Origin of the sequence: Nostoc sp., from assembly GCF_036916985.1 — a bacterium.
GTDB lineage: Bacteria > Cyanobacteriota > Cyanobacteriia > Cyanobacteriales > Nostocaceae > Nostoc.
This window is the reverse complement of the sequence record NZ_JBALFD010000035.1, coordinates 47,063-72,852: the sequence shown is the minus strand read 5'-3', so window position 1 is coordinate 72,852 and position 25,790 is coordinate 47,063. Positions and strand designations below refer to the sequence as shown.

Here is a 25,790-nt window from a genome sequence, read left to right as displayed (position 1 = left end):
TCAATTCTTGTTATCCGCCTACTTCTATTTACGATATCCGCAAGTTGGTAAATTCACCTTAATAATGCTTGCTCTGCTTTCTTGAGTACCTGAAAACTCTCATATTATTGCCACTATCTGAAAAATTTGAATTTAACAGAGCGATTACAAACTTCCCTGAGTGCGATCGCGCGAGAACGCGATCCTTATATGGCAACGGCTGGACATTTTTTTGTCCAAGAATACATCCGCCAGCAATTTTCCCAATGGGGGAGTGTGGAAATCCACACCTTTGAAGTCCGAGGCAAAGCTTGTAATAACTTGATATTAAATTTACCCTCCCAAACTAGAGGGCAAAAAAAGGATTTACCACCTATTTTAATTGGCGCTCATTATGATGGCGTTCCGGGAACAGTTGCAGCTGATGATAATGCTACTGGTGTGGCGGTGTTGCTGGAACTTGCGAGAAAGTTTGCTGCCCAAGCTGTCAGATATCCTTTAAGGCTGGTTGCTTTCGATATGGAAGAATACGGCTTACTGGGTAGTGCTGAGTATGCAGCGCTGTTGCATCAACAAAAGCAACAACTACGCTTAATGATCTCCCTAGAAATGCTGGGCTATAAGGATTCTACACCTGGTTCCCAAAATTATCCCCGTCCTCTGGAACGCTTCTACCCAAATACAGGTGATTTTATTGCTTTAATTGGCAATTTGCGGATATTGCCCGACTTAATTGGGATGAGCCGTAATATTCGCAAAGCTGGCGTATCTAGTCAATGGCTACCCGTGCCAAATCGAGGTTTAATAGTTCCCCAAACCAGACTTAGCGATCATGCACCTTTCTGGGATTTGGGTTATCCGGCGATGATGGTGACAGATACAGCATTCTTGCGGAATCCGCATTATCACAAAGCTAGTGATGCGATCGCTACTTTGGATTTAGATTTCCTGACTCGTGTCTGTGAAGGGTTAGAAATTGCAATTCGGCGGTTGTGAAAAGATATTAGGAGAGATTTATAGTTCACCTAACCGCACCTATTTTAAAGAAAGATTTGGGTGTATGTCAGTTGCTTGGGATATTCTGTATGCTGCTATCTTGATGCGATCGCGTATTTGGAGTCAAAGTAATTAAATCATCAATATTGCGTTTCATTGTCTCGCAAATTGCATCTAATGGTAAATCATTAGCATCGTAGCCAAAGGGGTTTTCGATCTCTAAGCCGATGGCTTCAATGCCAAATACTGTAAAACCAACTAAGGCAGAAATTAAACCTGTCCACCAACCGAGACTTTCTACTATTTGAAATGGTAGCAGAAAACAATATAGTATCAGCAATTGCTTCAGATGAATAGCATAAGCAAGGGGCATAGGCGTTTTTAAAATGCGTTCGCAAGCACCTAAATTATCTACCAGATTATTCAATAATTCTTGCATAGATGTTAGCTGGTAACTGTTAAGGCAATTACGATTGTACTGTTGCTGTAAATAATCTCCTATCCAAAAGGCAACCTCTATGGGGGGATTATTCATAATCTTCAGTTTTCTGTACTTAGTAGACGGCATTAAGTCTTCTAACTCGCGATTGACAGCTTCTCCACGCAAATGTAATTTCGTTGTCACAGCAAAAGCTGCCAATAAGTTTAATGCCGTAATTTTATTTTCTTTATCTTCTGGTGAAATTTCATCAACTGATACCCAAATTTGTCGCGCTAGATTTCGGACGTTATTTACTATAGAACCCCAGCATTTTCTCCCTTCCCAAAATCGCTCATAAGCAGTATTGGTACGAAAGACAAGTAACAACCCTAAAACAATACTAGGAATCACACTTCCTAAAATAGGTTGGGATACAGGTTTGTCAAAATGGTAAAGTAGAGAAATCAAAAATCCGAAAGCTCCACACCATAAGATATGTCTGTAAATTGATTTCATTACCGAACCCTTAAGTTGTAGTATTGCGCCTAGCCATCTGAGTGTTTTGGCTTTCATGCATTTACCGGAAAAATATTTAGTAAACCGAATACATTAAATATCATAGAGGCTAAAAGTAATAATTATAGGAATAGCACAACTGGCAAAGAAGCTACTTTGAAAATCATTCTGTTCAAGAAGCATTATATCCTGGTGGCAAAGATTGTATTCTAACTTGTGTTATACAATATCGAGTCCGGTTAAATACCTATCATTAGGACTGATACAAAGAATTTTTATCAGTAATTAGGTGTACTTTATTTAAAAGCCAAGAGTAATTCCCACGATTTTGCAACAATTGTGAATAAATGTAAAACTTTCCTGGTGGCTGCATAAATCCCGCATCCCACCTTGATAAATCTATAGAAGAAAAGGTACATATTTATTGATGATGTCCATACAGCATTATTCGATATCATGTACCCCAGTAAATCAAAAAGTTCTAATCTGTAAAATCCTGCCCTGTAGATTAAACGCTTAGGCATAACTAAATAAGTTATGTCTTTTTTTTGTCGTTAGTCTCGAAACGTTGAATTTCAATCAAATAACCATCGGGATCGCGGAAAAAACAGTGGTAAATATTGTACTTTTTGTTTAGTGTTGGCGGCTTTTCAAAATCGACGCCACGTTCTTTGAGATATTCAAACCATTCATCCACCTGCTGTGTTACCAGAGTAAAAATGACAATTGATTGTTTGTTAGTTGCAGGAGTTGATTTTTCGCTGGCTTCACATAATCCCAAGTACGCAGAGCCATTAACAGTATAAATTCGACAGGTTCCTTGGTCAAGCCATAACTCCAAACCTAGCTTTTGTTCGTAGAATTCTGTAGATACATTGAGGTTATGGGTAGAAAAGAAGGTAATTTGCTGTTCGATTTGCGGATGAGTAGACATAAATACATTTGAGTATATACCCTAACGACATTGGGCGATCGCAGATGTAAGAATTGATTCATGTTAGAAACCTGTTACTGCTCCAGAATGCCTTAAGCGCATCTGGAGTTTCTTTTTGGAAAAAGCGATGTCTACGACGGGCTGCGCCTACAAAATTTTCCCAATTATCCTGATATGCCAAAAGGTGGCTGAATAAGGATGCATACTGAATTATTTATATCTAACACAGGGCATCACTTATTGATGTACCCTTTCTGCCAAACAACTCTTGCAAAACAGCCTCAGTTTATCTGGGGCTGTTTTGCATTACTTCCAATCTAGAAGGTTTCCTATTCCCTATTCCCTTTCATCTACATTTGAGTGTATACCCTGATGACGTAGGATTTTCTCAGGGTGAAAATTTGGTATAGGTAAATGCGTATCTTTCCTGACTCCAGATTTGTTACAAACATTTCTGGAGTTTTTTCATTATCGAACAGAATTCAGGAATCAGAATTCTTCTTCAAGAAGGGTGAACTATAGCTTTCTAGTTTTTTCGTTGGCATCTAACCATAGAAGTAAAGTAACAACAGATTTTAAAATCTATGTTCAGATATAGTTGCCAAAATAGCAATGATTTGGAAAATTTCATCAGACGAAAAGTATTAACTAGAACTTATATATAGATAACCTATATATAAAATTAGCTTTGGTATAAATCATGAAAATATTACATACCACAAAGTTTTTGGTTGTGTGCAATCGCCGAGAATTATTAGTTAAATTGCCTTTTATCATACTATTATCAATCGCTTATTAGAGAAAATTTAATGTTTATTTTATATATAGCTTCTACAGTGAACAGTAATCAGTGAAAACTGATTACTGAATATTGGTATTTCGCCAAAAGATGAAATTGATAACAACTGATGATTCTTGAAATTCTTCCTCAAGCTGGAGACAAATGGCGAGACACCTGTCCTACTCTTCCTACTATGGAACTAGGAAAGCCACTCAAAATTTCAGATTTAATCCGTGAACTTCGGCAGCAACTCGCTCTCTCTCAAGAAAAGTTTGCAGCCAAGTTGGGAGTTTCCCTGCGAACAGTGAACCGTTGGGAGAACGGATCTACAGTGCCTTCGCCAATGGCACTAAAGCTAATTGAAGAAATGTTAGAAAAGATGGGTGAAGTAGGCAAAAGACTGATAACCGAGTATCTCCCAAAATCGGAGCAACGGGAGGACTCTTAAGATCATGGTGAAAGTACCTGAAAAAATTTTGATGATGCGTTCTCGGTTGATAGCCGATGGTGTGATGATTTTGACAGTTATAGCGGCACTACTGTTGACAAAACTGTTACTGCCAGTTTTTGAACCGAGCGTATTTACATTATTTTATGCAGCTGTAGCAGTGAGCGCCTGGTATGGCGGTATGAGATTGGGAGTGTTAGCGATCACTTTCTCGGTTGCCATTTCGCTCTATTTTTTGATGGAGCCAGTCTACTCCTTCCATTTCCTCAGCCTGAAAATCTTGGTACGACTAACCACATTCTCACTCGTATCTTTTTTAATTACCGCCCTCTCTTCAGAGTTACGAACTGCCAGACGCAAGGCAGAGACAAGCCTAAATTTGTTGCAAAATAGCGAAATGCGATTTAGCCGACTGGCAGAATCCAACATCGTTGGGGTAATCGTCAGTGATATGAATAATGGCTTGATCGTGGAAGCCAATGATGCTTTTCTGAATATAATTGGCTATACGCGAGAAGATTTGTCTACTAATCAAATGAATTGGCGCGAGATTACCCCGCCTGAGTATCTGATTTTAAGTGAGCGTTCAGTGACAGAACTGAAAACTACCGGAGTATGTAAGCCCTTTGAGAAAGAATACATTCGTAAAGATGGCGATCGCATTCCGGTTCTGATCGGTTCTGTGATGTTGGGAGACACTCAAGAAACCGTCATTGGCTTTGTTGTTGATTTGAGTGTACGCAAACAAACAGAAATAGCATTAAAGCAAGCTAACGAGCGGTTTGAGTTAGCCGCCTCTGCGGTTAATTGTCTCATCTATGATTGGAATCTAGAACAGGATACCGTTGAAAGAACCGAGGGGTTAACCCGAATTTTGGGCTATTCCCTCGCAGAAGCTCAACCAACGGGTAATTGGTGGTGTGAACTTGTCCATCCCGAAGATTTGCAACGCGTACAAGAGGAGATGGTAGTTGCTTTGGCAAATAGCGATCGCTATACTGCTGAGTATCGAATTCGCCACCAGAATAATCAGTATATATATGTATTGGATCAGGGGGTAGTGGTACAACGGGATGCTGATGGAAACCCGATACGCTTAGTTGGTAGCACTACAGATATTAGCCCTCGCAAGCAGGCAGAGAAGGCTATCCAAGCAAGCGAGGAGCGGCTCAGGAGTTTTGTCAAAGCGAATGTCGTTGGTATTATTTTTGGTGATGTTAATGGTAGCATCACGGAAGCCAACGACGAGTTTTTGCGAATTGTCGGCTATACCCAAGATGATATTCAAGCAGGTAAATTACGGTGGGCTGATATCACCCCCTCTGAGTATCTTTATTTAGATGAACTAGCTATTGCCGAGGCTACAGCGAAGGGAAGCTGCACTCCTTATGAAAAAGAATGTATTCGCAAAGATGGTTCCATTGTCCCGGTTGTTGTTGGCTATTCCCTTTTAGGAGAATCTCGTCAGAAATCAGTCGCATTAATTCTGGATATTAGCGATCTCAAACAAGCAAAAAAAGCGCTGAGTCAGAGTCAAGAGCAATTTCAAGCTTTTATGGATAATATTCCCACCGCCGCCTGGATTACGAATGCAGAGGGGCGTGTACTTTACCTCAGTCCAACTTATTTGAGGACATTCAGTTTAGCAAAAAATAAGGCGATTAATAAAAACATTGTTGACCTCTACCCAGTCCAAATTGCTCAACCCCTCCTCGATAACATTAGAATAGTTGCCGAGACTAATCAGGTTATTCAAACCATCGAGTCTGCTCCACGCACAGATGGCACTCTTGGCGAATTTTTGATCTATAAGTTTCCCATCGCCGATGCATCTGGGCAACGCCTAGTAGGGGGAGTTGCGATTGATATCACCGAACGCGAACGCGCCCTTCGCGAACGTCAGCTTGCAGAACAAGCCTTACAAGAGCGTAGTGAACGACTTAAACTCCTCTCAGAAACAACCAGTGATTTGCTTTCAACCGAGCGCCCCTTGGATCTCATGAACAGCTTGTTTAGCAAACTATCAGCGCAGATGGATTTGCATTTTTACTTTCACTATCTAATTGATACACACGAAAACAAGCAGAAACTTCGATTAGTAGGTTGGAACGGGATTACTGATGAAGTATTTCAAGCAATTGAATATCTGGAATTGAATGAGGGGATGTGCGGACTAGTGGTGCAAGAACGCCGTCAAATCGTCGTCAATAATGTGCCGCACTCTACCCATCCAAATGCTCACATTCTCCGTGCTCTAGAAATTACAGCTTACGCAGGTCAACCATTAATTGCTCAGGGAAAGCTGCTTGGTGTCCTTTCCTTTGCCAGTCGCACCCGTACTCACTTTACTTCTGGGGAAATTGCTCTATTACAAGCAACCTCCGATCAGGTGGCGGTTGCTCTGGAACGCGCTCAGTTAATGGCTTCGTTACAGCAACGGAAAGAAGAATTGATCCAAGCTAACCGAATCAAAGATGAATTTTTGGCGGTTCTTTCCCACGAACTTCGCACGCCGCTAAACCCGATCCTGGGATGGTCGAAGTTACTCCAAATGAAAAAGTATGATGAAGCAACCACCACTCGCGCTCTGGAAACCATTGAGCGCAATGCCAAGTTGCAAACTCAATTAATCGAAGATTTGTTAGATGTATCTCGCATTCTGCAAGGTAAACTGAGTCTGAATATTGCTCCTGTGAATCTGGAAACTGCGATCGCCGCAGCCATAGAAACTGTACGTCTAGCCGCTGAAGCCAAATCTATTAATTTGCAATTTACAATTTTAGATTTTGAATTAGAAAATTCTGATAGAAATTTAGAATCAATCGATTTTAATCAGCAACCAGACAATCTCAAATCCCAAGTTCAAATTGTGCTAGAAGCGCCCCAAAGTTGCAAATCCAAATTTTTAGTAAGAGGTGATTCCGGTCGCTTGCAACAAGTTATCTGGAATTTACTTTCCAATGCGATTAAGTTTACACCCCAAGGTGGACAGGTAGAAATCAGTTTACAGTCTATTGGTTCTCAAGTTCAGCTTCAAGTGCGTGATACAGGTAAGGGGATTAGCCCTGACTTTTTACCTTATGTCTTTGACTACTTTCGACAAGCTGATGGCGCAACCACCAGAAAATTCGGCGGACTGGGATTAGGATTAGCTATTGTTCGTCATATTGTCGAGTTACATGGCGGCACAGTTAAGGCAGAAAGTTTCGGTGAAGAACAGGGAGCAACCTTTACAGTCATGTTACCGCTGATCGAGATCGATCTAAATAGTCACCAAGTTGTCTCTCGACCTGATGATTTGCCCGATTTAAATGGGTTGAAAGTTCTGCTTGTAGATGATGAGCGTGATACACGAGAATTAATTGCTTTCATTTTAGAGCAATCTGGCGCGGTAGTAATCCAAACTGCATCGGCGATGGAAGCATTAGGAATTATGCCTCAGTTTCAGCCAAATCTGCTGTTAAGCGACATTGGAATGCCGGAAGTAGACGGCTATATGCTGATTCGTCAAATTAGAGCAATGTCACTAGAAGAAGGAGGGAGAATTCCGGCGATCGCCCTGACAGCTTATGCTGGTGAGGCTGATTATCAACAGGTAATTGCCGCCGGATTTGAGCGTCATATCACCAAGCCTGTGGAGCCAGCTAAATTACTTCGAGCGATCGCTAACCTAATTTATAAGAAGAATTCAGAACTCAGGAGTCAGAATTCAGTATGAATTCTGTATGATGTATTCTGTATTCTGACTCCTGTTTTATAGTCGTAGCAATTGTTAATTGAGAGACTCAATCAATTTTACAACTCGTTCCTTAACTTCATCTCGAACGCGGCGAAAAGTTTCAATTGATTGCCCTGCGGGATCATCAAGTTGCCAATCTTCAAACACATCTCTTAACACCCACTCTTCGGGTAAATTAACACCACAGCCACATAATGAAATCACAGCATTATAATCATCAGCATTGAAATCACTTAAAGGCTTAGAAGTTTGATTGCTAATATCAATCCCAATTTCCGCCATTACTTCAACAGTGACGGGATCTACTTCACTTGCTGCCAAACCTGAACTAGCAACAGCAACTTTACCTTCTCCTAATATTCGCGTAAACCCCTCTGCCATTTGCGATCGGCGCGAATTATGCTTACAAACAAACATTACCTTCTTCATCAATTCTTACCTTTGCGTCCTTGGCGTCTTGGCGGTTCGTTTTCTTTTCTTTCTCATTACCCACAACACGACTTATTAACAGCCGGTCCCACCACCAAATTTTGTTCTGGCGTTGTATCTCCCACCTTCACCACAAAGACTTCCCAGCGATTCCCATCTGGATCTGTTACCCAAACCTTATCTTGCAAAGCGTAGCAGCAATCAGTATTATCCTCAGTAAATAATGCTAATCCAGCCTCCGTAAACCTTTGGATAGCCGATCGCACTTCTTCTGTACTTTCAACTTGTACGCCCAAGTGAGACAATGCACCACCAGCCTGAATACTAGATGCTAAATTTAGTGTGAGATTTAATGCTGGGCTAGAAATATCAAACTTGGCGTAGTCATGCTTATATTTTATAGGTTCCACGCCAAACATTGCCCGATAAAATGTTACAGACTTTTCAATATTAGTAACATTCAAAGCCACATGAGTTTTCAGCAGTGCCATAATTTTGCTCCTTGTCGGATTTTTCAAATATTTAAAAGGTTCTTGACTCAGATGTTGTAAAATAACGTTTTTCAAACCATAAAGCAACATTAACCAGACCAATCAACACAGGCACTTCCACCAAAGGCCCAACAACAGCAGCAAATGCCACACCCGAATTAATGCCAAACACTGCGATCGCCACTGCGATCGCCAGTTCAAAATTATTTCCGGCGGCTGTAAACGCAACACTGGCGGCTCTAGAGTAGTCTGTCTTAATCCGCCAAGCCATATAAAAGCTGACCAGAAACATGATGACGAAGTAGATGATCAGCGGAATTGCAATCTTCACCACATCCAAGGGTATTTGAACGATCAAATTGCCTTTCAAGCTGAACATAACCACGATTGTAAATAGCAGAGCAATCAGCGTGATCGGGCTAATTTTAGGCACAAATTCCTCGTGATACCACTGCTTGTTTTTCACTTTCACTAAAAAGAAACGAGTGAAAAATCCAGTTAAAAATGGAATACCAAGATAGATAAATACACTTTTGGCAATCTCGGCAATGCTGACATTAACAACATTGCCTTTTAACCCAAATAGTGGCGGTAGTACAGTGATGAAAAACCAGGCATAAGGACTATAAAAGATGACTTGAAAAATACTATTGAAGGCAACCAATCCAGCCGTATACTCTGTATTACCTCGTGCCAAATCACTCCAAACAACTACCATTGCAATACAACGGGCTAATCCAATCAGAATCAATCCCGTCATATATTCTGGATAACCGTGTAAGAAGATTGCCGCCAAGGCAAACATCAAAATTGGCCCAATAATCCAATTCTGAAGTAATGACACACCAAGAATTTTTCCGTTGCGAAATACATCCCCTAACTCTTCGTATCGCACCTTAGCTAGGGGCGGGTACATCATCAGAATTAACCCAATGGCAATTGGGATATTGGTTGTTCCTACTTGAAACTGGTTGATAAACGCTTCTACTCCGGGAAAAAAATAGCCAATACCAACACCGATCGCCATTGCTAAAAAAATCCACAAGGTCAGGAAGCGGTCAATAAATGAGAGGCGTTTTGAAGTTTTTTTGTTCATTATAGAGTTCATATAACTTACATTATTCAAAGTTTCATAATGAACAAGTTGGTCGATTTGGATGATTGTCCATGCCTAAAACTATCTTTTATAACCTTTGGCGATCGCTGAGTTTCAGTTGATGAATTGGGTATAGCTGTGTAACTGCTCGCAAAAGTCAACACTCCAAATAAGAGAGCTAATTTTTTGCCATTGCGTTCATTGACTTCACCGTTATCGGTAATTTTGAAAGTATGTTTATATCATTTCAAAAAAACTTGATGTGTCAATACCAAGCATAGCACTATACAGAAAAATTCATCAAAAAAAGTTGATGTATAGCAATTGGGGCAATAGTTTGTATGGATGCACAGATGTACATTGATGTCCAATACGGTTCGGTTAAGGTTTTTTGATGAAAATTTTAGATCGCTAAAAGATGCGATAAATCATCACAAAGACGCGATAAATCGCCGTCAAGACAAAAGACTGATTATTGTAGAGACGGCGATTCATCGCGTCTCTTGACTTAACCGAACAATATTGCATTGGTGTCAGCTTACAGCTATTTTCAGGCTCTCTGCTCCTGGCGGTTCTGCCGCCAGCAAAGGAGGCGGAGCCTTTAGGATGGCATTCCCAGTCGGAGACTGGGAACGAGACAATACGCTATCACCCACTCGTACAGAACTCATACTGAATTCTGACTCCTGAATTCTTTTTATAAACTTATTCTTAATCGCAGCAGGGACGCGCAGATGAAATTACCTGATTCTGGGTAAAATCTGCCAAATATTTCTCTAAAATACTGAATTGGGGCAAATTCAAACTGTAATAAATCCAACGTCCTTCCTGACGGGAGTTAACTAAGCCAGCTTCTTTGAGGGTTTTGAGGTGAAAAGATAGTTTCGACTGGCTTACTCCCAAGACTTCGCACAAATCACATACACATAATTCTCGCTGGCGCAGCAATTCCAGTACACTAATCCTGAGTGGTTCGGAAAGAGCATGAAAACCAGCAGCAATTAAATGTGGAATAGTAGTAGCTGAAGAAGTTAGCATCAATGATATTGATATTATAAGGATATGTTATCTCTATTTTGAACTAAAAACTATAGCTTAGGTGCGTAGACGTGCGGCGGCTTGTTGCCAGACATCGTGGTTTAACAGGACTATTTTTACCAATAAAGAGCGTAAAATTAACGTGAGTTCGATGAACCTCTCCCTCTCCGAAACGGAAAGAAAGGAGCAACGAAAAATTAAGCTTTTTGCTCCCCTCTCCGTGTCGGAGAGGGGCTAGGGGAGAGGTCAAATAAGACTTGTCGAACTCACGTTAATTTTACCCAAGTCTATTTTTTGGCGATCGCACTCATCAATAAAACAAAACACTTGTAGAGACGGCGATTTATCGCGTCTCAAAAACTTTGTACCTCATGCAAAAGAAAATCATCGTATAATATTTTACTTTTGAGTTGGAAGAACCATTGTTTCTGCTGCACCCAGTTGCAGAGCATAGAGGTTGGCATAGACACCTTGCTGATTGACGAGTTCGTTGTGAGTACCCTGCTCGACAATTTGTCCCTGCTGAATGACTAATACCTGATCTGCCTGAGTAACTGTACTGAGACGGTGAGCAATTACGAAACTGGTGCGACCTTGGAGCAAACGAGCGATCGCACTTTGCACTAGAGCTTCTGTGCGGGTATCGATGCTGCTAGTGGCTTCATCCAGAATCAGAATTCGGGGATTAATTAATACCGCACGAGCAATACTGATGAGTTGTCGCTGTCCTTGACTCAGAGGTGCGCCCCGTTCACCCAATTGAGTTGTATAACCCTGTGGTAGCGAGGTAACGAACTCATGTACATTTGCTAGTTGTGCAGCTGCTTCGATATCAGCTTGAGTGGCGTAAGGAACGCCAAAAGCTATATTTTCGGCAACGGTGCCGGTAAACAAAATATTATCTTGGAGAACGATGCCAATTTGACGGCGCAGACTTGCTTGAGTGACACTACGCACATCAATATCATCAATTTTCACTGCACCGCCAGAAACATCATAGAAGCGCAAAATCAAATTAATAATTGTACTTTTTCCCGAACCGGTTTGCCCTACTAACGCAACCATCTGCCCTGGATAGGCGTGCAAATTCACTCCTTTGAGAACCAGCTGATCTGGGTTGTAGCCAAACTTGACATTCTCAAATGTCACCTCACCTTGAATAGGCGGCATTTCTGTGGCATTGGCTGCATCTTTGAGTTCTGACGGTTCATCTAATAATAGAAAAATTCGCTCTAGTCCGGCGAAGGCAGATTGGGCTTGAGTATAAAACTGGCTGAGAATTTGAATCGGGCGGAAGAACTGCTGGACGTAAAGTAAAAAGGATGTTACTACACCGACAGTTGCAGCTCCCGTTACCGCCAGATAACCACCATAAGCTAAAACGCCTGCGGTTGCTAGTGTGTTGAGAAAATCGATGGAGGGCAAAAAGGCCGAAGTAATTGCCACAGCCTCAACGTTGGCATCTCGATTGGCGGCGTTAAGGATGTCGAATTCTTCGATATTCATCTGTACGCGATTAAATGCTTGTGCTTCTCGCACACTGCCAATATCTTCTTCTAACTTGGCGGAAAGTTCCCCAATAGTTTGTCGAGTGACGCGAAATCTGGCTCTTGCCCAACGTGCAAATAAGCTTGTGGTAAAAATCATCAGTGGCACAACCAAATTACTCAACAAACCGAGTTGCAGGTTGATTGAGAGCATTGCAATCACAATGCCAACTAAACTGAAAGTGTTGCCTAACATTTGAGCAACTGTCAACCCAAATGCCTGATTTACCGTGTTGACATCATTTAGCAAGCGGCTCATTAAATCGCCTGCTTCGCTGCGGTCAAAAAAGCTGAGTGGTAGACTTTGGATTTTCAGGAAAATATCTTGCCTCAGTTGAGCCAGCAATCGCTGCATAATCCAGCCGACTCGAACAATTTGACCCCGGACTGCTAAGACACCAAGTCCATAATTCAGCCCTAATAGCCCTAATAATTGCAGTAGTCCCTGCAAATTACCTTGTGCAATCAGATGATCGATCGACCAGCCGAGAAAGAATGGCCCAATTGCCTGGGTTATGGCACCAACTAATACTAATATTATGGCGATGGGAATTTCTTTGCGATAGAGTAGCACATATTCCAAAAAGCGCCGCAGGGTGGAAAGTTTCTGGCTCGTCTGCTCAGATGCAACAACAGGAATATTGCCTCTCATAAAAATTTTGGATTTTGGATTTTGGATTTTGGATTAAAAGTCTTTATCAAAACAGAATTCAGTTGTGTCTTCTGTATGAATGGGAGATTTCAATGTGAGCGCTGAGTCGAATTCTGAATTCTTCTTCAATACAAGGCTGTGAGCAAAATTAATGATGCTAATTGCGGATCATTTTTTCTCCTTTGGTTTTACCTGAGATTCCAAAATCACACCGTAGAGTGGGCTAGTTTGCATCAATTCTTCGTGAGTGCCTTGTGCTACCAATCGTCCTTTATCCATGAGAAAAATGCGATCGGCATTCTGGACGGTGCTAATGCGTTGAGCCACGACAAAGGTTGTACAAGCTTTTTGGTGCATTAAGCGATCTAGTTCGGCTTGAATTTGGGCAGCAGTTCTGGCATCCACAGCCGAGGTGCTATCGTCCAAAATCAGAATGCTGTAATCGGTTAACAAGGTACGAGCGATCGCAATTCGTTGTTTTTGTCCACCAGATAAGCCTACACCTCGTTCACCCACAATCGTCTCGTAGCCATCGGGTAGACCGCTAATAAAATCGTGCATTTGGGCAGTTTTTGCAACTTCAATCACCTGTTCTAAAGTTGCATCGGGTTGGGCGTAGGCAATATTTTCGCGGATTGTGCCAGAGAAGAGGGTGGTTTCTTGAAATACAATCCCAATACGCGATCTGAGGCTTTTGAGTGTGAAACTTGTTACATCTCGTCCGTCAATGCGAACTGCTCCCTTTGTGACATCGTAAAAGCGGGGAATCAAGTTCATAATTGTGCTTTTTCCCGAACCAGTCATGCCTAAAACGGCGATTAGCTCGTTGGGCTTGGTTTCAAAGGAAACTTCTTTGAGAGTTTCGCTTGTCGCTCCTGGATAGCGAAAGGAAACATTTTCAAAGGTAATTCTACCACCGCAAGTCTCAAAGGGGACAGCGCCCGGGCGATCGCGAATTTCTACTTCTGCATCTACAACTTCGTAGACACGTTCGGCGGAAGCCGCGGCTTGAGCAATCGCAGGTGCGGCAAATCCAATCAACAAAATCGGTTGGAGAATCAATGCTAGGTAGGAGTTAAACGCCACTAGTTCGCCAATGGAAAATCTACCCCCAATTACCTGCGCTCCCCCGTAGCCGAAAACTGCCAGTGTCACCACATTACTCAGCAAAAAGATCAACGGGAAGGTATCACGGATGGCGCTAATAGTCTTCATGTTCGCCTTGACTAGTCCATCATTCAGGCTTGTGTAACGCGTCCTTTCGGTTGACTCCCGCACAAAGGCTTTCACTACCCGGATGCCTAGTAAGTTCTCTTGTAATACAGCATTCAGGTTGCTCAGTTGCTCTTGTACTTGCCGAAAAAGTTTGTTATTTCCGTTGATGAATCGCGCCATTAACCATGCGGCGATGGGTACTACTGTCAGGGTAATTAGTGCTAATTGCCAGTTCATCACCAACAAAAGCACCGAAATACTTACCAATGTCACAATTGAACCGATAACCTGAATTAGGCTAGTACCAATAAAGGTACGAATCTGCTCAATATCACTGGTGACACGGGTTAGGAGTTGGGAAGTCTGCGCCTGGTCATGAAAACTGAAGCTGAGATTTTGAATTTTGCTGAAAATCTTGTTTCGCAGGTCATAGGCGACACCTTGAGATACTGCTTCTGCTAGATAGCTTTGTCCAAAGTTAAATACACCACGAGCGATCGCCGCAACTACCATCCAAGCGGCGCTGTATAGCACAATTTGGAGATTTTTTTGCGATATCCCCTCATCAATTCCCCAGCGAAATAGTTGTGGAGTGAGTGCGTTTGCGATCGTCAACAGCAACAGACTGACCAATGCTCCCAGTGAAGTCCATCGGTAAGTACTTAAACTTTTCAGCACGCGCTGGGTTGGCTGTATCAACGAAGTTTCGTGGAGTTCTGGTTGCTGAACCAATGGTATTCACCCCTATATCTTTGGAAAATTATCGTACTTTGATTGTAAAAAAACAATTGACCATTATGTAGAGTAGCGAATGGGGGATTATAGATTAACGTAAGTTCGATGAACCTCTCCCTACCTTGAACTAAAGTTTAAGTCTGTCCCTCTCCGACTCGGAGCTACGGTGTACACACATCTTTGTATAAAACCAAAATCGTTGAAGATCCCCCTAAATCCCCCTTAAAAAGGGGGACTTTGACTCTGGTTCCCCCTTTTTTAAGGGGGGTTAGGGGGGATCTAAACGCTGTGAGGCAACTCTCAAAGACTTGTGTGTACACCGTAGCCGACTCGGAGAGGGACGGTTTTGCGTAGTAAAACCTTCTTAGAGGTTTTTTGATTGAGCAAATTGGGTAGATATTATATGAGCAATCGAATTCACGTTAGATTAACCTTCTATTTTTGGTGGAAATTCTGAGTTTTGAGACAGTGGTATGGGAGAATACCTGTTTGGCAAGCATTGCGGCTCATCCATTTCCAGACCGAAGAAAACCAAAGAACAAAAATAATGGCTCAAAATTTTCATAGCAATTCCCAACTTCCCTCAGATATCTCAACTACCATCAGTCGCACAGCCAAGCCAAGTTCTGAGTTCTACTCTCTTTTTTCTGAAGCAGAAGTTTTAGGAATCATTGACGCATTAGAAGTTAGACGAGAAATACCTCTCAAGTATTCTTATAAAGGTAGAGGTGCAAAAATTTGGGACGATTTTTATCTAAAATATGTTATTCCTAAATGGTATGGAAGAGCAAATGTAGAAATTGATCTTTTAAAGAGTAATTTTAAATATCTGAATAGCAATATCAAAACTGGCGAGAGAGTCAATATTGTAGACGTTGGTGCCGGAAATTCCTATCCTGTTAAAAAATTTATCCGGAGACTCAATAAATTAGGGAAAGTTAATAAATATATTGCCTTAGATATTAGTGATGAATTGCTTCAGGTATCCAGAAATAATTTTGAAAAGTGGTTTCCACTAGTCAAATTTATTAGTTCTACAATTGACATAGAAAATAGTTGTGTACCTAAAACTTTGTTTCAAAATCAAACTAATCTTGAAATTGACGACACAGCAAAAATATTTTTACACTTAGGAGTTACTATTGGAAATCATCAAAATAGAGACGAGGTATTCAAAAATTTTAGAGATAGTATGGGAAAAAATGATTTTCTAGTGTTCACCAACGAAACTGGTTCTAACTCTACATGGGATGGAATATTTAGAGGCGGCTGTAAGTATCATGTAGAAGAAATATATGGATGGGTTAAAAATAAGATTGGGATTAAATCTGAAGATTGTGAACTAGTGAGAAAGTACGATCTAAAAACAGATAGTATAGTTGCTAATCTCAAACTCCGTCATAATCACACTATCAATTTTAGTCGGATAGGGATAGATAAAAAAATTGAAATCTCTGAAGGTGAAGAGATTACTATCTGGCGACACCACAAGTATGAAATGCCTAAACTTTTGCAAGAAATAGAACGTTCTGGACTACAACTTATTCACTATACTACTGACAAATACAAATCACATATCATGGTGATTTGTAAGATTGCCAGTGACTAAGCTTTTCAATTAGAATAGACCTTGGCTTCTCTGTGGCTTGTTAAAAAAATTGACTTCTACAACGAGAACCTACTAGTCTGTCCCATTAATTTTGTTGGGCTGCTAGATCCCCGACAACTTCTGCGAAGTCGGGGATCTGAACACCACGAAAACGAAAAGGATACAAGCCCCTAAATTTATTTATGGGAATCATTAATTTTGAATTTTGAATTTTGAATTCGGAGCAAAGCGACGCGACTTAGCTTGTGTATCAATCAAATATACATCAAACGCGGTCTAGGTTCAGGAACCGGACGCCCTAAATCTTTAGCCGTTTCTATCCATTCCTGCACAACCAATTCTACATTATGCAGGGCTTCTTGATAGGAATTCCCGTCAGCAGCACAGCCTGATAATTCTGGGACTTCAGCAATAAAAGCTTGATCTAATTCACTCCAATAGAGAATAATTTCATACCGAAACATCATTATTTAGTTCCTAGCTTATACTTAATAATCACTGCCCGGACTTGTTTAATTTGATAGCTTTTGGCTTTTCCTTTTTTGTGTTGTAGGTTCAATATTTCCTCAACATCGGCTTTGATAAAAATACGATGATCGCCACGAATGCGTTCCTCAAAGCCTAATGTATATAAAAGTTGCCACAGTTGGGCAAAAGGGATGTCTGTATCAGAAGTCCCAGAGAGAATTTTTTCTAAGATTTTGTCTTGCTGACTCACGTTTTTCTGACTGTCTTAATGTTTCTATAGTCTCATATTTATTTAAAATCAGGGTATACAAAAGCAAATCTATTATGGTTCTTCAGTAGGTGTTATGCTGAAATTTTAATTAAACCCCAAAATTTCCCTTTAAAATCAAGACTTACAGGCGATTATAAACTCAATTTCAGAACTAAGACTCAAATGGTAATCCTAATGCCTGTTATTATTGTCCAATAGGGGTTTAAAACTTACGCCTTATGTGAGTTAAGCCACAGGATGTTGTTCAAAAGTCAGCACATCAAGACCAAAACGTACACACCCTACATTAAAATTCCTTAACATAGCTGGAAATATTAGCACCGACTTACTTAGATGCCTCTTATGGAAGTTCCTCAAATATCAATATCCATAGGAGACTAAAGAAGGAAGAATAAAAAATATCTCATAAGTCTTGCAGCAGCGAAGGCTGTAATTAGTTAAGGAGAATTTATGCGTGCAGTACTGATGGCAGGGGGTTCGGGAACGCGGCTTCGCCCATTAACTTGCGATCTGCCGAAACCGATGGTGCCGATTCTAAATCGACCAATTGCCGAACATATTATCAATCTCCTCAAACGGCATGACATTACAGAAGTAATTGCGACATTGCATTATTTACCTGATGTCTTGCGAGACTATTTTCAAGATGGCAGCGATTTTGGCGTCCAGATGACTTATGCGGTTGAAGAAGATCAGCCTTTGGGTACAGCTGGCTGTGTGAAAAACATTGCCGAACTTCTTGATGAAACTTTTTTAGTCATTAGCGGTGATAGCATAACAGATTTCGACCTCACAGCTGCGATCGCATTTCACAAACAAAAGAAGTCAAAAGCTACTTTGATTTTAACCAGGGTTCCCAACCCGATTGAGTTTGGAGTGGTGATTACCGATGAGGAAGCACGGATTCGGCGATTTTTAGAAAAACCCTCTAGTAGTGAAATTTTTTCCGATACCGTCAATACTGGTACTTACATTCTCGAACCCGAAGTTTTGGAATATCTGCCAGCAAACATTGAATGTGACTTTTCCAAAGACTTATTTCCCTTACTACTAGCAAAAGATGAGCCAATGTATGGTTACATTGCTCAAGGTTACTGGTGTGATGTTGGTCACTTAGATGCTTATCGTGAGGCTCAGTATGACGCTCTAGATCGGAAAGTAAATCTCGATTTCGCCTACAAAGAAGTTTCTCATGAATTATGGGTAGGTCAAAATACTTACATTGACCAGACGGCTGTGATTGAAACCCCAGCAGTGATTGGTGATAATTGCCGCATCGGTGCAAGAGTCCAAATTGAGGCAGGAACCGTCATTGGAGATAATGTCACTATTGGCGCTGATGCGAATCTCAAACGTCCCATAGTGTGGAATGGGGCATTTATTGGCGAAGAAGCGCATCTTTCAGCCTGTGTGATTTCCCGTGGCACTCGTGTAGACCGCCGCGCCCATGTATTAGAAGCTGCTGTTGTGGGTTCCCTTTCCACGGTAGGAGAAGAAGCCCAAATTAGCCCTGGTGTGCGTGTTTGGCCTAGTAAAAAAATTGAGTCAGGGGCAGTTTTAAACATTAACTTGATTTGGGGAAACACCGCCCAACGAAATTTATTTGGGCAACGTGGTGTCCAAGGATTAGCTAATATTGACATCACCCCAGAATTCGCTGTGAAATTGGGATCTGCTTACGGTTCTACATTGAAACCCGGTTCTAAAGTAACCGTTTCCCGCGACCAGCGTAATATTTCTCGGATGGTGACGCGATCGCTCATTGCTGGTTTAATGTCAGTAGGTATTGATATTCAAAATCTCGATGCCACAGCTATTCCCATTGCCCGTACAGTTATACCCACAATGTCGGTAGCTGGTGGTATCCATGTGCGGGTACACCCCGATCGCCCTGATTATATTTTGATTGAATTCATGGATGCCAAAGGCATTAATATCTCCAAAGCCCTAGAAAAGAAAATTGAAGGGGCCTACTTTAAGGAAGATATGCGGCGGGCGCTAATTCATGAAATTGGTGATGTATCTTATCCTAGCCAAGTCATGGATCGCTACTGCACTGCTTTTGAAAAATTGTTGCATGTTCATACACTCCGCAACAGTCGGGCAAAAGTGGTGATTGATTATGTCTATGCAGTATCGGGGGCAGTTTTACCCCAAATGTTGGATAAATTTGGCGCTGATGCAGTGGTGTTGAATGCCAGTGTCAATAAAACGGCGATGTCAATCACTGACCGCGAAGGATTGCTGACTCAGTTAGGTCATGTAGTGGAAGCATTAAAAGCTAACTTTGGCGTGCAAGTATCCGCGAATGGGGAACAACTAATTTTAGTTGATGAATCAGGCTACCCAATTCGTGGAGAAACTTTAACAGCACTGATGGTAGACATGATTCTGACGGCTAACCCCAGAGGAACAGTAGTAGTACCAGTTCATGCTTCCAGTGCCATTGAACAAGTCGCCCGTCGCCATGATGGCAGAGTGATTCGCACCAAAGCCAACCCGACAGCTTTAATGGAGGCTTGTCAGAAAAACCCAAATGTGGTCTTGGGAGGTAGTGGAGAGACTGGTTTTATTTTCCCGCAACTGCATCCGGGGTTTGATTCCATGTTCTGCATTGCCAAGATCATTGAGATGTTAACTATACAAGAGCGATCGCTTGCGGCGGCGCGATCGGAATTGCCCCGTGTAATTCACAAAACTTATACAGTCCGTTGCCCGTGGACAGCTAAGGGTGCTTTGATGCGTTACTTAGTGGAAACTCACCCAGCCCAAAACCTAGAGTTAATCGATGGAGTAAAAATTTGTCAACCTTATGATGACAGTTGGCTGTTAGTTTTACCAGATGCCAGCGAACCACTGGTGCATTTGTATGCAAATAGCAACGATCGCGAATGGGTAGATGAGACTGTGAGAAACTACCGCGCCCGTGTCCAGTCGTTTGTGGAAAGACAGCAAGAATATCAACCCGCCGAAGTGTAATTACGCAATGTCATTAATTTTAGACATCTCCAGAAATTAAATATGCGTTACCCAGAACCCTTGTAGAGACGTAGCACTGCTACATCTCTACGTTCTTTTTTGGAGATGTCTTTTGTTTCTCTACTTAATGTCTAACTTTTGCTGAAACGACCCAACACAAAAGCCTGCTTGACTGTTAGATAAAACCTAAAATCCAATCCCTACTTGTCTAGAGTCAATACAACGACTTAATCCACTCCCATTCCCGTGTCAAACCCTCTCTCAGGCAAACTTGTGGCTGATATCCCAGGAGTTTCTGCGCTTTAGATACATCAGCAGCCGTGTGGCGGGCATCTCCTATCGCCTTTTCTATGTGGTTTCTTTTAATTGGTTTCCCGACAATTTCTTCAATCGTATCCAAAACTTCTGCTAAAATTACTCTGCTACCACCACCGATATTAAAGATTTCTCCCACTGCTTCGGGTGCGGTGGCGGCCGCTAAATTAGCGGCAATGATATCACTAACAAAGGTAAACTCCCGCGTTTGCTGTCCATCGCCGTAAATAGGAATCGCTTCATCTTGCAAAATGGATTTAAAAAACTTATTAAATGCCATATCTGGGCGCTGTTTAGGGCCATAAACTGTGAAATAACGCAATGCCACACAGGGTACGCCAAAGTTTTTATGATACACTTCACATAAAAACTCCGCTGCTAACTTCGTAATGCCGTAAGGAGAAACTGGTTGAGGACAAATTCTCTCATGGGTAGGTAATGTTTCCGCATCACCATATACACTTGATGAAGAAGCAAACACTAACCTTTTCAGTTGTTTAGCATCCTTAGCTGCTTCTAGCAAAATTTGTGTAGCATTAATATTTCGTTCTGTATAACCTCGAAAAGATTTACCCCAACTTGCTCTAACACCTGCTTGGGCGGCTTGATGGTAAACTACATCAACATCTTTTAGGAGCTGCTGCCAATCTAAAAACTGCATATCTCCTTCAATTAAAGTAAAGCCAGGTGACTGATGTAAGTGTGCAATATTTTTAAACTTTAACATCGGATCGTAGTAATCATTGAATTCATCAATCCCGATCACTTCTTCTCCTTGTTGCAGCAATGTTTCTGTAAGATGAGAGCCAATAAAGCCAGCGGCTCCAGTAATAATAATTTTAGCCATGTTGCTTATTTTTTGATATTTTCATTAATCTGCATATTCACAGGTTAATACTTGTAATCAATGATCGTCATTACCTGAAGATGATTTTTTACTCAATTATTTCAACTCCTCCCCGCTCCGGTACTGGGGACTGGGTATTGGGTACTAGGTACTGGGTACTAGTTACTAGTTACTGGGTACTGGGTATCAGGAATTGTTTTTTAACGTGAGTTCGACAGACCTCTCCCTGCCTTGAACTAAAGTTCAAGTCTGTCCCTCTCCGACTCGGAGAGGGACAGGTTTTGCGTAGTAAAACCTTCTTAGAGGTCTTTTGGGTGGACATGATATAACCAGTCGAACTTACATTTTTTTAAAATTTGGTGGTGGGTAAGAGCAAGCACCATAATTTTTCGATTTTACACCCAGTCCCCAATCCCTAATCCCCAGTCCCTTTTAATTAACTATTTTGGCTGGAGGCTTAATGGGAATCTCAATCCAGAACTCTGTACCTTTGCCTGGTTCTGAAATGCACTCCATTATTCCCCCATGTTTTTCGACAATAATCTGATAGCTAATTGACAGTCCCAAACCTGTACCCTTGCCCACGGGTTTGGTAGTGTAAAACGGGTCAAAAATTCGCTTTTTCACCTCTTCAGTCATTCCAGGCCCATTGTCACTAATACGAATCAACAGACGAGAGTTGTCTGCTGAGGCTTTAGTAGCAATCTGAATAGTTGGAATTGGGCATGAGTTATTCTCCTTATCTCCCTCATCCCTATTCCCTGCTTCCCACTTCCGACTCGCCACTCCCAAAGCATCTATAGCATTGCTGAAAATATTCATGAATACCTGATTCATTTGACCGGCATAGCATTCTACCCGTGGAATGTTGCCATAGTCTTTGATTATCTCAATGCGTGGAGATCCAACATTTCCTTTTAGCCGATGTTGCAAAATTAATAAGGTGTTGTCAAGACCTTCATGAATGTCTACGCGCTTGTTTTCAGCCTCATCTAAGCGAGAAAAATTGCGTAACGACAACACTATTGAACGGATGCGATCGCTTCCTACTTGCATTGATGTCAGGATTTTGGGGAGGTCTTCTAGCAAAAATTCAAAATCGATCGCTTCGATCGCGGCGCTAATTTCAGGATGGGGATGGGGATAGTGTAGTCGGTAGAGACGTAAAATTTCTAGGAGTTGTTCGGTGTAGTCACTGGCGTGGCAGAGATTACCGTAAATAAAGTTAACGGGGTTATTGATTTCGTGAGCGATACCTGCTATCAACTGTCCTAAGCCAGACATTTTTTCGGTCTGAACCAATCTTGTCTGTGCTTCTTGGAGTTCACGTAGGGTATGCTCTACCTGAACAGCTTGATTTCTGGCTGCAATTTCAGCCTCACAGGTTTGTTTGTAGAGTTGTGCTTGTTGAATAGCAAGCCCAGCCTGATCTCCTAACTGTTGCAATAAATCAATTTCTGCATCTTGCCAATTTCTGGGAGCCTCACATTCATGGGCAATTAGTAAACCCCATAGTTCAATACCTATATTAATCGGAACTATTAAGTTTGCTTGCACTTGCAGACTCTCCAAAAACTCTCGATGACAATCACTTAAAGAAGCCGCTGCAACGTTGTTAATTGCCCGTACCCGTCCCTGAAAGTATAGACGGGTATACTCATCAGGAAAGCATTCTAGTGGTGCATTCACTCCTATAACTGACTGCCAATCGCCATTAATCTCTTCCACAATTACCGATTTACTCTTCAGTTCAAAAATCAGCACTCGGTCGGAATTTAGTATGGGACGGACTTCCCGGACGATAGTTTGCAGGGTTGTCTGTAAGTCTAATGTACGGCGAATATGCTCTGTAACTTGCTTGATGACTTTGGTAAACAATAATGATTTTTCGAGTTCAGCAGTTTGCTCTTGCACTCGCTGTTCTAGGTTAGTATTCAGGGCTTGTACCTGTTTATACATTTGCTGTTGCTCAATTGCCATTGAGAAATGCTCATATAAGGCTTGCGCCAATAAGATGTCTTTTGACTCCCACTCAGGTGATTGCCCCTTTTTTTGCTCTCGCCAAACATCAAAGGAAAGCTGGGGTAATAGTTGTCGCCGACTTTGATCGCATCGTCCCGCCCATAAGATTTCTGTTTCAAATTCAGAGCGAAAAATACTTAATACACCGATAAATTTTTCACGGTAATATAGAGGAATTACCATGAGTCCGCGAATTTGAGTAGAACGAAACGCTAAAGCCAAAATTCGCAAACGTGGTTCTTTGTAGAGGTCAGGGGTTGACCAAATATCACCTTGTTTACACTCAGTCATCCAGTTTTGCCACATAGGATGCTGTTCAAGAATACTATTATCTAATTCGTAAGGGAGTGTCGGTTGGTCGCCCCAAGTATATAGTTCCCCAGTCTGTTCAATGTAAAGTCTGCCACCGACTCCACTAAAGGCAGCAATAACTTCTTCTAGCGCTCCCTGTAATTGGATTGTCGGCAGTTTATGTAATAGTGTGGTCATTCGATTAATAGTAGCTTCTCGCTCTTGCTTGGCACGGGCTATGGTGAGTAGATTACTTTGAGCGATCGCGATCATTACCTGGTCAGCAACTTGCTGCAATACTGTCAGTTCCCGCTTCAAAATTTCTCGCGGTTCACTGTGGTGAGATACCAACAATCCCCACAATTTCGGCTTTGCTGATTGTTCTTGTGGATCATAATCTAAAATTGGCACTACCAACGAAGACTGTACCCCCATTGCCTTTAAGTATTGAATATGGCATGGGTCGACTTGCCGATAGTAGATATTAGTTTGTAGACGCTTACCAGTTTCTTTTGACTGTAGAGGCGATAGCCCAATCTTCTCATTTGCCACATCCACAATTGAACGTTGCCCAACTAACAAAAACATCTCTCTGGCGGCTTCTGGAATATCATCAACTGGAAAGCGTAACCCCAATAAAGACGGCAGACGTTGCTCATAAATAGATTCAGCAATGACTTCACCACTACCATCAGCACCAAAGCGATATACCTTTACCCGATCTACACCCAAAAATAAACGCACTTCGCTCACAGTAGTCGTTAATATCTCTTGAAGATCGAGCGATCGCCTGATCTGTTTTGTCATCCGGTGCAGTAAACTTTCTTGGTCTAAACTTTGCTGCAACCCGTTTGGTTTCTCGCTAAGTGTCATTGCTGATATACACCATGACTTAAGTATAATTTTTTATATAATTGTCCCTGATAATAATTTCTAACTTACAATGCTTTGATTTTCACCATCTTTCCAGAAATTTCTACTACAAATGTATTACTAGAGGCGTACATTTATTGTAAATACTTTTGGAAATGGATCAGAGGATATTTGAAAAGCATCAGATATTTTGCTTGAACCCCGTAGCCCTTCTAAAGTGGATTTAGAGAGATATCAAAATGCTGTATCATTAAAGACTTTTAAGTATCATCTCAAATCTAAAGTTCAGAAAAGTTTAATCATTGACACTTATTAATTTTATCTTCTCAGCCATTAAACTATTCCAGTAATTTCACTTAAATTAGTGCCTAAAAAATTTAGTGAAATTAAAAATATTTTTTTATCATTTTTGCCCATAAGTTCAATTAATTAAGATTTTTTATAATCACTTACTAAATTATTGGTAAATTTTTCAAATATTTTTGACTGGGGAATTTCTATATTCCCCGTTTAATTGCCGACTTTATATTGAATGTAACTATTTTGATTAAATTATTCGTAAATTACCGTTAAAGATAGTAAATTACGAATTTCTTCACGCACACTCATGAGAGTTTTACCGAGATAGTTTTGACCGGCTTGATTAGCACCACAGCCCCAAAAAGAATCGGTTGGAGAGTTTTCCACCAAAATCTCATCACCTGTCTTCAAGAGAACTTCTCTAATATCAGTATGAGTAAGAAACTTTTTGAGTACAGCCTCTCGCATAATTTGAGTTTTGACCAAATTCCAGTCTTGACGGAGTTGGCGAGTGCTACATCTTCCCAAAATGGCAGCTTCTTCTGGGGTGGCAGCGGCATGGATGAGGGGTATAATTGCTGCATCTGTACTGCCGACAAACTTTTGTGCTTGATAGTAATGCTCAACCGTTGGCCAGTAAGTACCCTCAATGTGGATTCCGTGGGGAGAAAAGTTAGAAAAACAGCCATAAGGCTGCCAAACCTTATAAAAGTAAATGGTCATTTGAAAATTGCTCTTTTATATATCAATTTCAGGGTAACTGAAAGTTTAGAGTTCAAAACCGTTCCTTTGGATGAA

General features: G+C 41.3%; 20 protein-coding genes. 6 read left to right on the top strand and 14 right to left on the bottom strand.

Annotated features, from left to right (window positions below):
• Positions 1-126: 126 nt before the first annotated feature.
• Positions 127-975: a M28 family peptidase gene (locus V7L07_RS13050; RefSeq protein WP_335058383.1), complete on the top strand. Its 849-nt coding sequence runs from the start codon at positions 127-129 to the stop codon at positions 973-975.
• 67 nt (positions 976-1,042) lie between these two features.
• On the opposite strand, the gene V7L07_RS13045 is transcribed toward V7L07_RS13050, so the two are convergent.
• Complete coding sequence (locus V7L07_RS13045) at positions 1,043-1,969, bottom strand: bestrophin family protein (protein ID WP_335058381.1); 927 nt, start codon at positions 1,967-1,969, stop codon at positions 1,043-1,045.
• A gap of 478 nt (positions 1,970-2,447) precedes the next feature.
• A complete protein-coding gene (locus tag V7L07_RS13040) occupies positions 2,448-2,846 on the bottom strand; it encodes a VOC family protein (protein WP_335058379.1) in 399 nt (132 codons plus the stop codon).
• A 908-nt stretch (positions 2,847-3,754) separates the two neighbouring features.
• On the opposite strand from V7L07_RS13040, the gene V7L07_RS13035 reads away from it, so the two are divergent.
• Both V7L07_RS13035 and V7L07_RS13030 read left to right on the top strand, forming a co-directional pair.
• Positions 3,755-4,075, top strand: coding sequence for a helix-turn-helix domain-containing protein (locus V7L07_RS13035; protein ID WP_335058377.1), 321 nt, complete (start codon positions 3,755-3,757; stop codon positions 4,073-4,075).
• A gap of 4 nt (positions 4,076-4,079) precedes the next feature.
• Positions 4,080-7,793, top strand: coding sequence for a PAS domain S-box protein (locus V7L07_RS13030; RefSeq protein ID WP_335058376.1), 3,714 nt, complete (start codon positions 4,080-4,082; stop codon positions 7,791-7,793).
• A 54-nt stretch (positions 7,794-7,847) separates the two neighbouring features.
• Here V7L07_RS13030 and arsC read toward each other — a convergent pair whose 3' ends face one another.
• The 3 genes from arsC to arsB are packed head-to-tail and all read right to left on the bottom strand — an operon-like array spanning position 7,848 to position 9,830.
• Complete coding sequence (arsC, locus tag V7L07_RS13025; RefSeq protein ID WP_335058374.1) at positions 7,848-8,243, bottom strand: arsenate reductase, glutathione/glutaredoxin type; 396 nt, start codon at positions 8,241-8,243, stop codon at positions 7,848-7,850.
• Between the two features lie 56 nt (positions 8,244-8,299).
• Complete coding sequence (locus V7L07_RS13020; protein WP_335058372.1) at positions 8,300-8,734, bottom strand: ArsI/CadI family heavy metal resistance metalloenzyme; 435 nt, start codon at positions 8,732-8,734, stop codon at positions 8,300-8,302.
• A gap of 31 nt (positions 8,735-8,765) precedes the next feature.
• A complete protein-coding gene (gene arsB / locus V7L07_RS13015; RefSeq protein ID WP_335058370.1) occupies positions 8,766-9,830 on the bottom strand; it encodes an ACR3 family arsenite efflux transporter in 1,065 nt (354 codons plus the stop codon).
• 363 nt (positions 9,831-10,193) lie between these two features.
• On the opposite strand from arsB, the gene V7L07_RS13010 reads away from it, so the two are divergent.
• Positions 10,194-10,337 carry a hypothetical protein gene (locus tag V7L07_RS13010; RefSeq protein ID WP_335058368.1) on the top strand — a complete coding sequence of 48 codons (144 nt, stop codon included), beginning with the start codon at positions 10,194-10,196 and terminating at the stop codon, positions 10,335-10,337.
• Between the two features lie 26 nt (positions 10,338-10,363).
• On the opposite strand, the gene V7L07_RS13005 is transcribed toward V7L07_RS13010, so the two are convergent.
• From V7L07_RS13005 to V7L07_RS12990, 4 genes are all read right to left on the bottom strand, one after another.
• A complete protein-coding gene (locus tag V7L07_RS13005; protein ID WP_335058366.1) occupies positions 10,364-10,501 on the bottom strand; it encodes a hypothetical protein in 138 nt (45 codons plus the stop codon).
• Positions 10,502-10,541: 40 nt separating this feature from the next.
• Positions 10,542-10,868, bottom strand: a complete 327-nt coding sequence (locus tag V7L07_RS13000; protein WP_335058364.1) for an ArsR/SmtB family transcription factor — start codon at positions 10,866-10,868, stop codon at positions 10,542-10,544.
• A 399-nt stretch (positions 10,869-11,267) separates the two neighbouring features.
• Complete coding sequence (locus V7L07_RS12995; protein ID WP_335058362.1) at positions 11,268-13,067, bottom strand: ABC transporter ATP-binding protein; 1,800 nt, start codon at positions 13,065-13,067, stop codon at positions 11,268-11,270.
• Between the two features lie 168 nt (positions 13,068-13,235).
• Positions 13,236-15,014 carry an ABC transporter ATP-binding protein gene (locus tag V7L07_RS12990; protein WP_335058360.1) on the bottom strand — a complete coding sequence of 593 codons (1,779 nt, stop codon included), beginning with the start codon at positions 15,012-15,014 and terminating at the stop codon, positions 13,236-13,238.
• A 550-nt stretch (positions 15,015-15,564) separates the two neighbouring features.
• On the opposite strand from V7L07_RS12990, the gene V7L07_RS12985 reads away from it, so the two are divergent.
• Positions 15,565-16,626: an L-histidine N(alpha)-methyltransferase gene (locus tag V7L07_RS12985; protein ID WP_335058358.1), complete on the top strand. Its 1,062-nt coding sequence runs from the start codon at positions 15,565-15,567 to the stop codon at positions 16,624-16,626.
• Between the two features lie 254 nt (positions 16,627-16,880).
• Here the strand turns inward: V7L07_RS12985 and V7L07_RS12980 are convergent, their stop codons facing one another.
• Entirely contained in the window at positions 16,881-17,093 is a 213-nt protein-coding gene (locus tag V7L07_RS12980) for a type II toxin-antitoxin system HicB family antitoxin (RefSeq protein ID WP_335058356.1), read from the bottom strand.
• Positions 17,093-17,344 (bottom strand): type II toxin-antitoxin system HicA family toxin, encoded by a 252-nt coding sequence (locus tag V7L07_RS12975; RefSeq protein ID WP_335058354.1) that lies wholly within the window; start codon positions 17,342-17,344, stop codon positions 17,093-17,095. Before V7L07_RS12975 ends, V7L07_RS12980 begins: the two co-directional genes overlap by 1 nt.
• Before the next feature lie 471 nt (positions 17,345-17,815).
• Here V7L07_RS12975 and V7L07_RS12970 point away from each other — a divergent pair, with 471 nt between their 5' ends.
• Positions 17,816-20,344 (top strand): mannose-1-phosphate guanyltransferase, encoded by a 2,529-nt coding sequence (locus V7L07_RS12970; RefSeq protein WP_335058353.1) that lies wholly within the window; start codon positions 17,816-17,818, stop codon positions 20,342-20,344.
• Positions 20,345-20,558: 214 nt separating this feature from the next.
• Here the strand turns inward: V7L07_RS12970 and V7L07_RS12965 are convergent, their stop codons facing one another.
• The 3 genes from V7L07_RS12965 to V7L07_RS12955 all read right to left on the bottom strand — a co-directional run bounded on the left by V7L07_RS12965 (position 20,559) and on the right by V7L07_RS12955 (position 25,715).
• Positions 20,559-21,506 carry an NAD-dependent epimerase/dehydratase family protein gene (locus V7L07_RS12965; protein WP_335058351.1) on the bottom strand — a complete coding sequence of 316 codons (948 nt, stop codon included), beginning with the start codon at positions 21,504-21,506 and terminating at the stop codon, positions 20,559-20,561.
• A 432-nt stretch (positions 21,507-21,938) separates the two neighbouring features.
• Complete coding sequence (locus V7L07_RS12960) at positions 21,939-24,692, bottom strand: GAF domain-containing sensor histidine kinase (RefSeq protein WP_335058349.1); 2,754 nt, start codon at positions 24,690-24,692, stop codon at positions 21,939-21,941.
• Between the two features lie 552 nt (positions 24,693-25,244).
• Positions 25,245-25,715 (bottom strand): NADAR family protein, encoded by a 471-nt coding sequence (locus V7L07_RS12955; protein WP_179065750.1) that lies wholly within the window; start codon positions 25,713-25,715, stop codon positions 25,245-25,247.
• Positions 25,716-25,790: the final 75 nt, after the last annotated feature.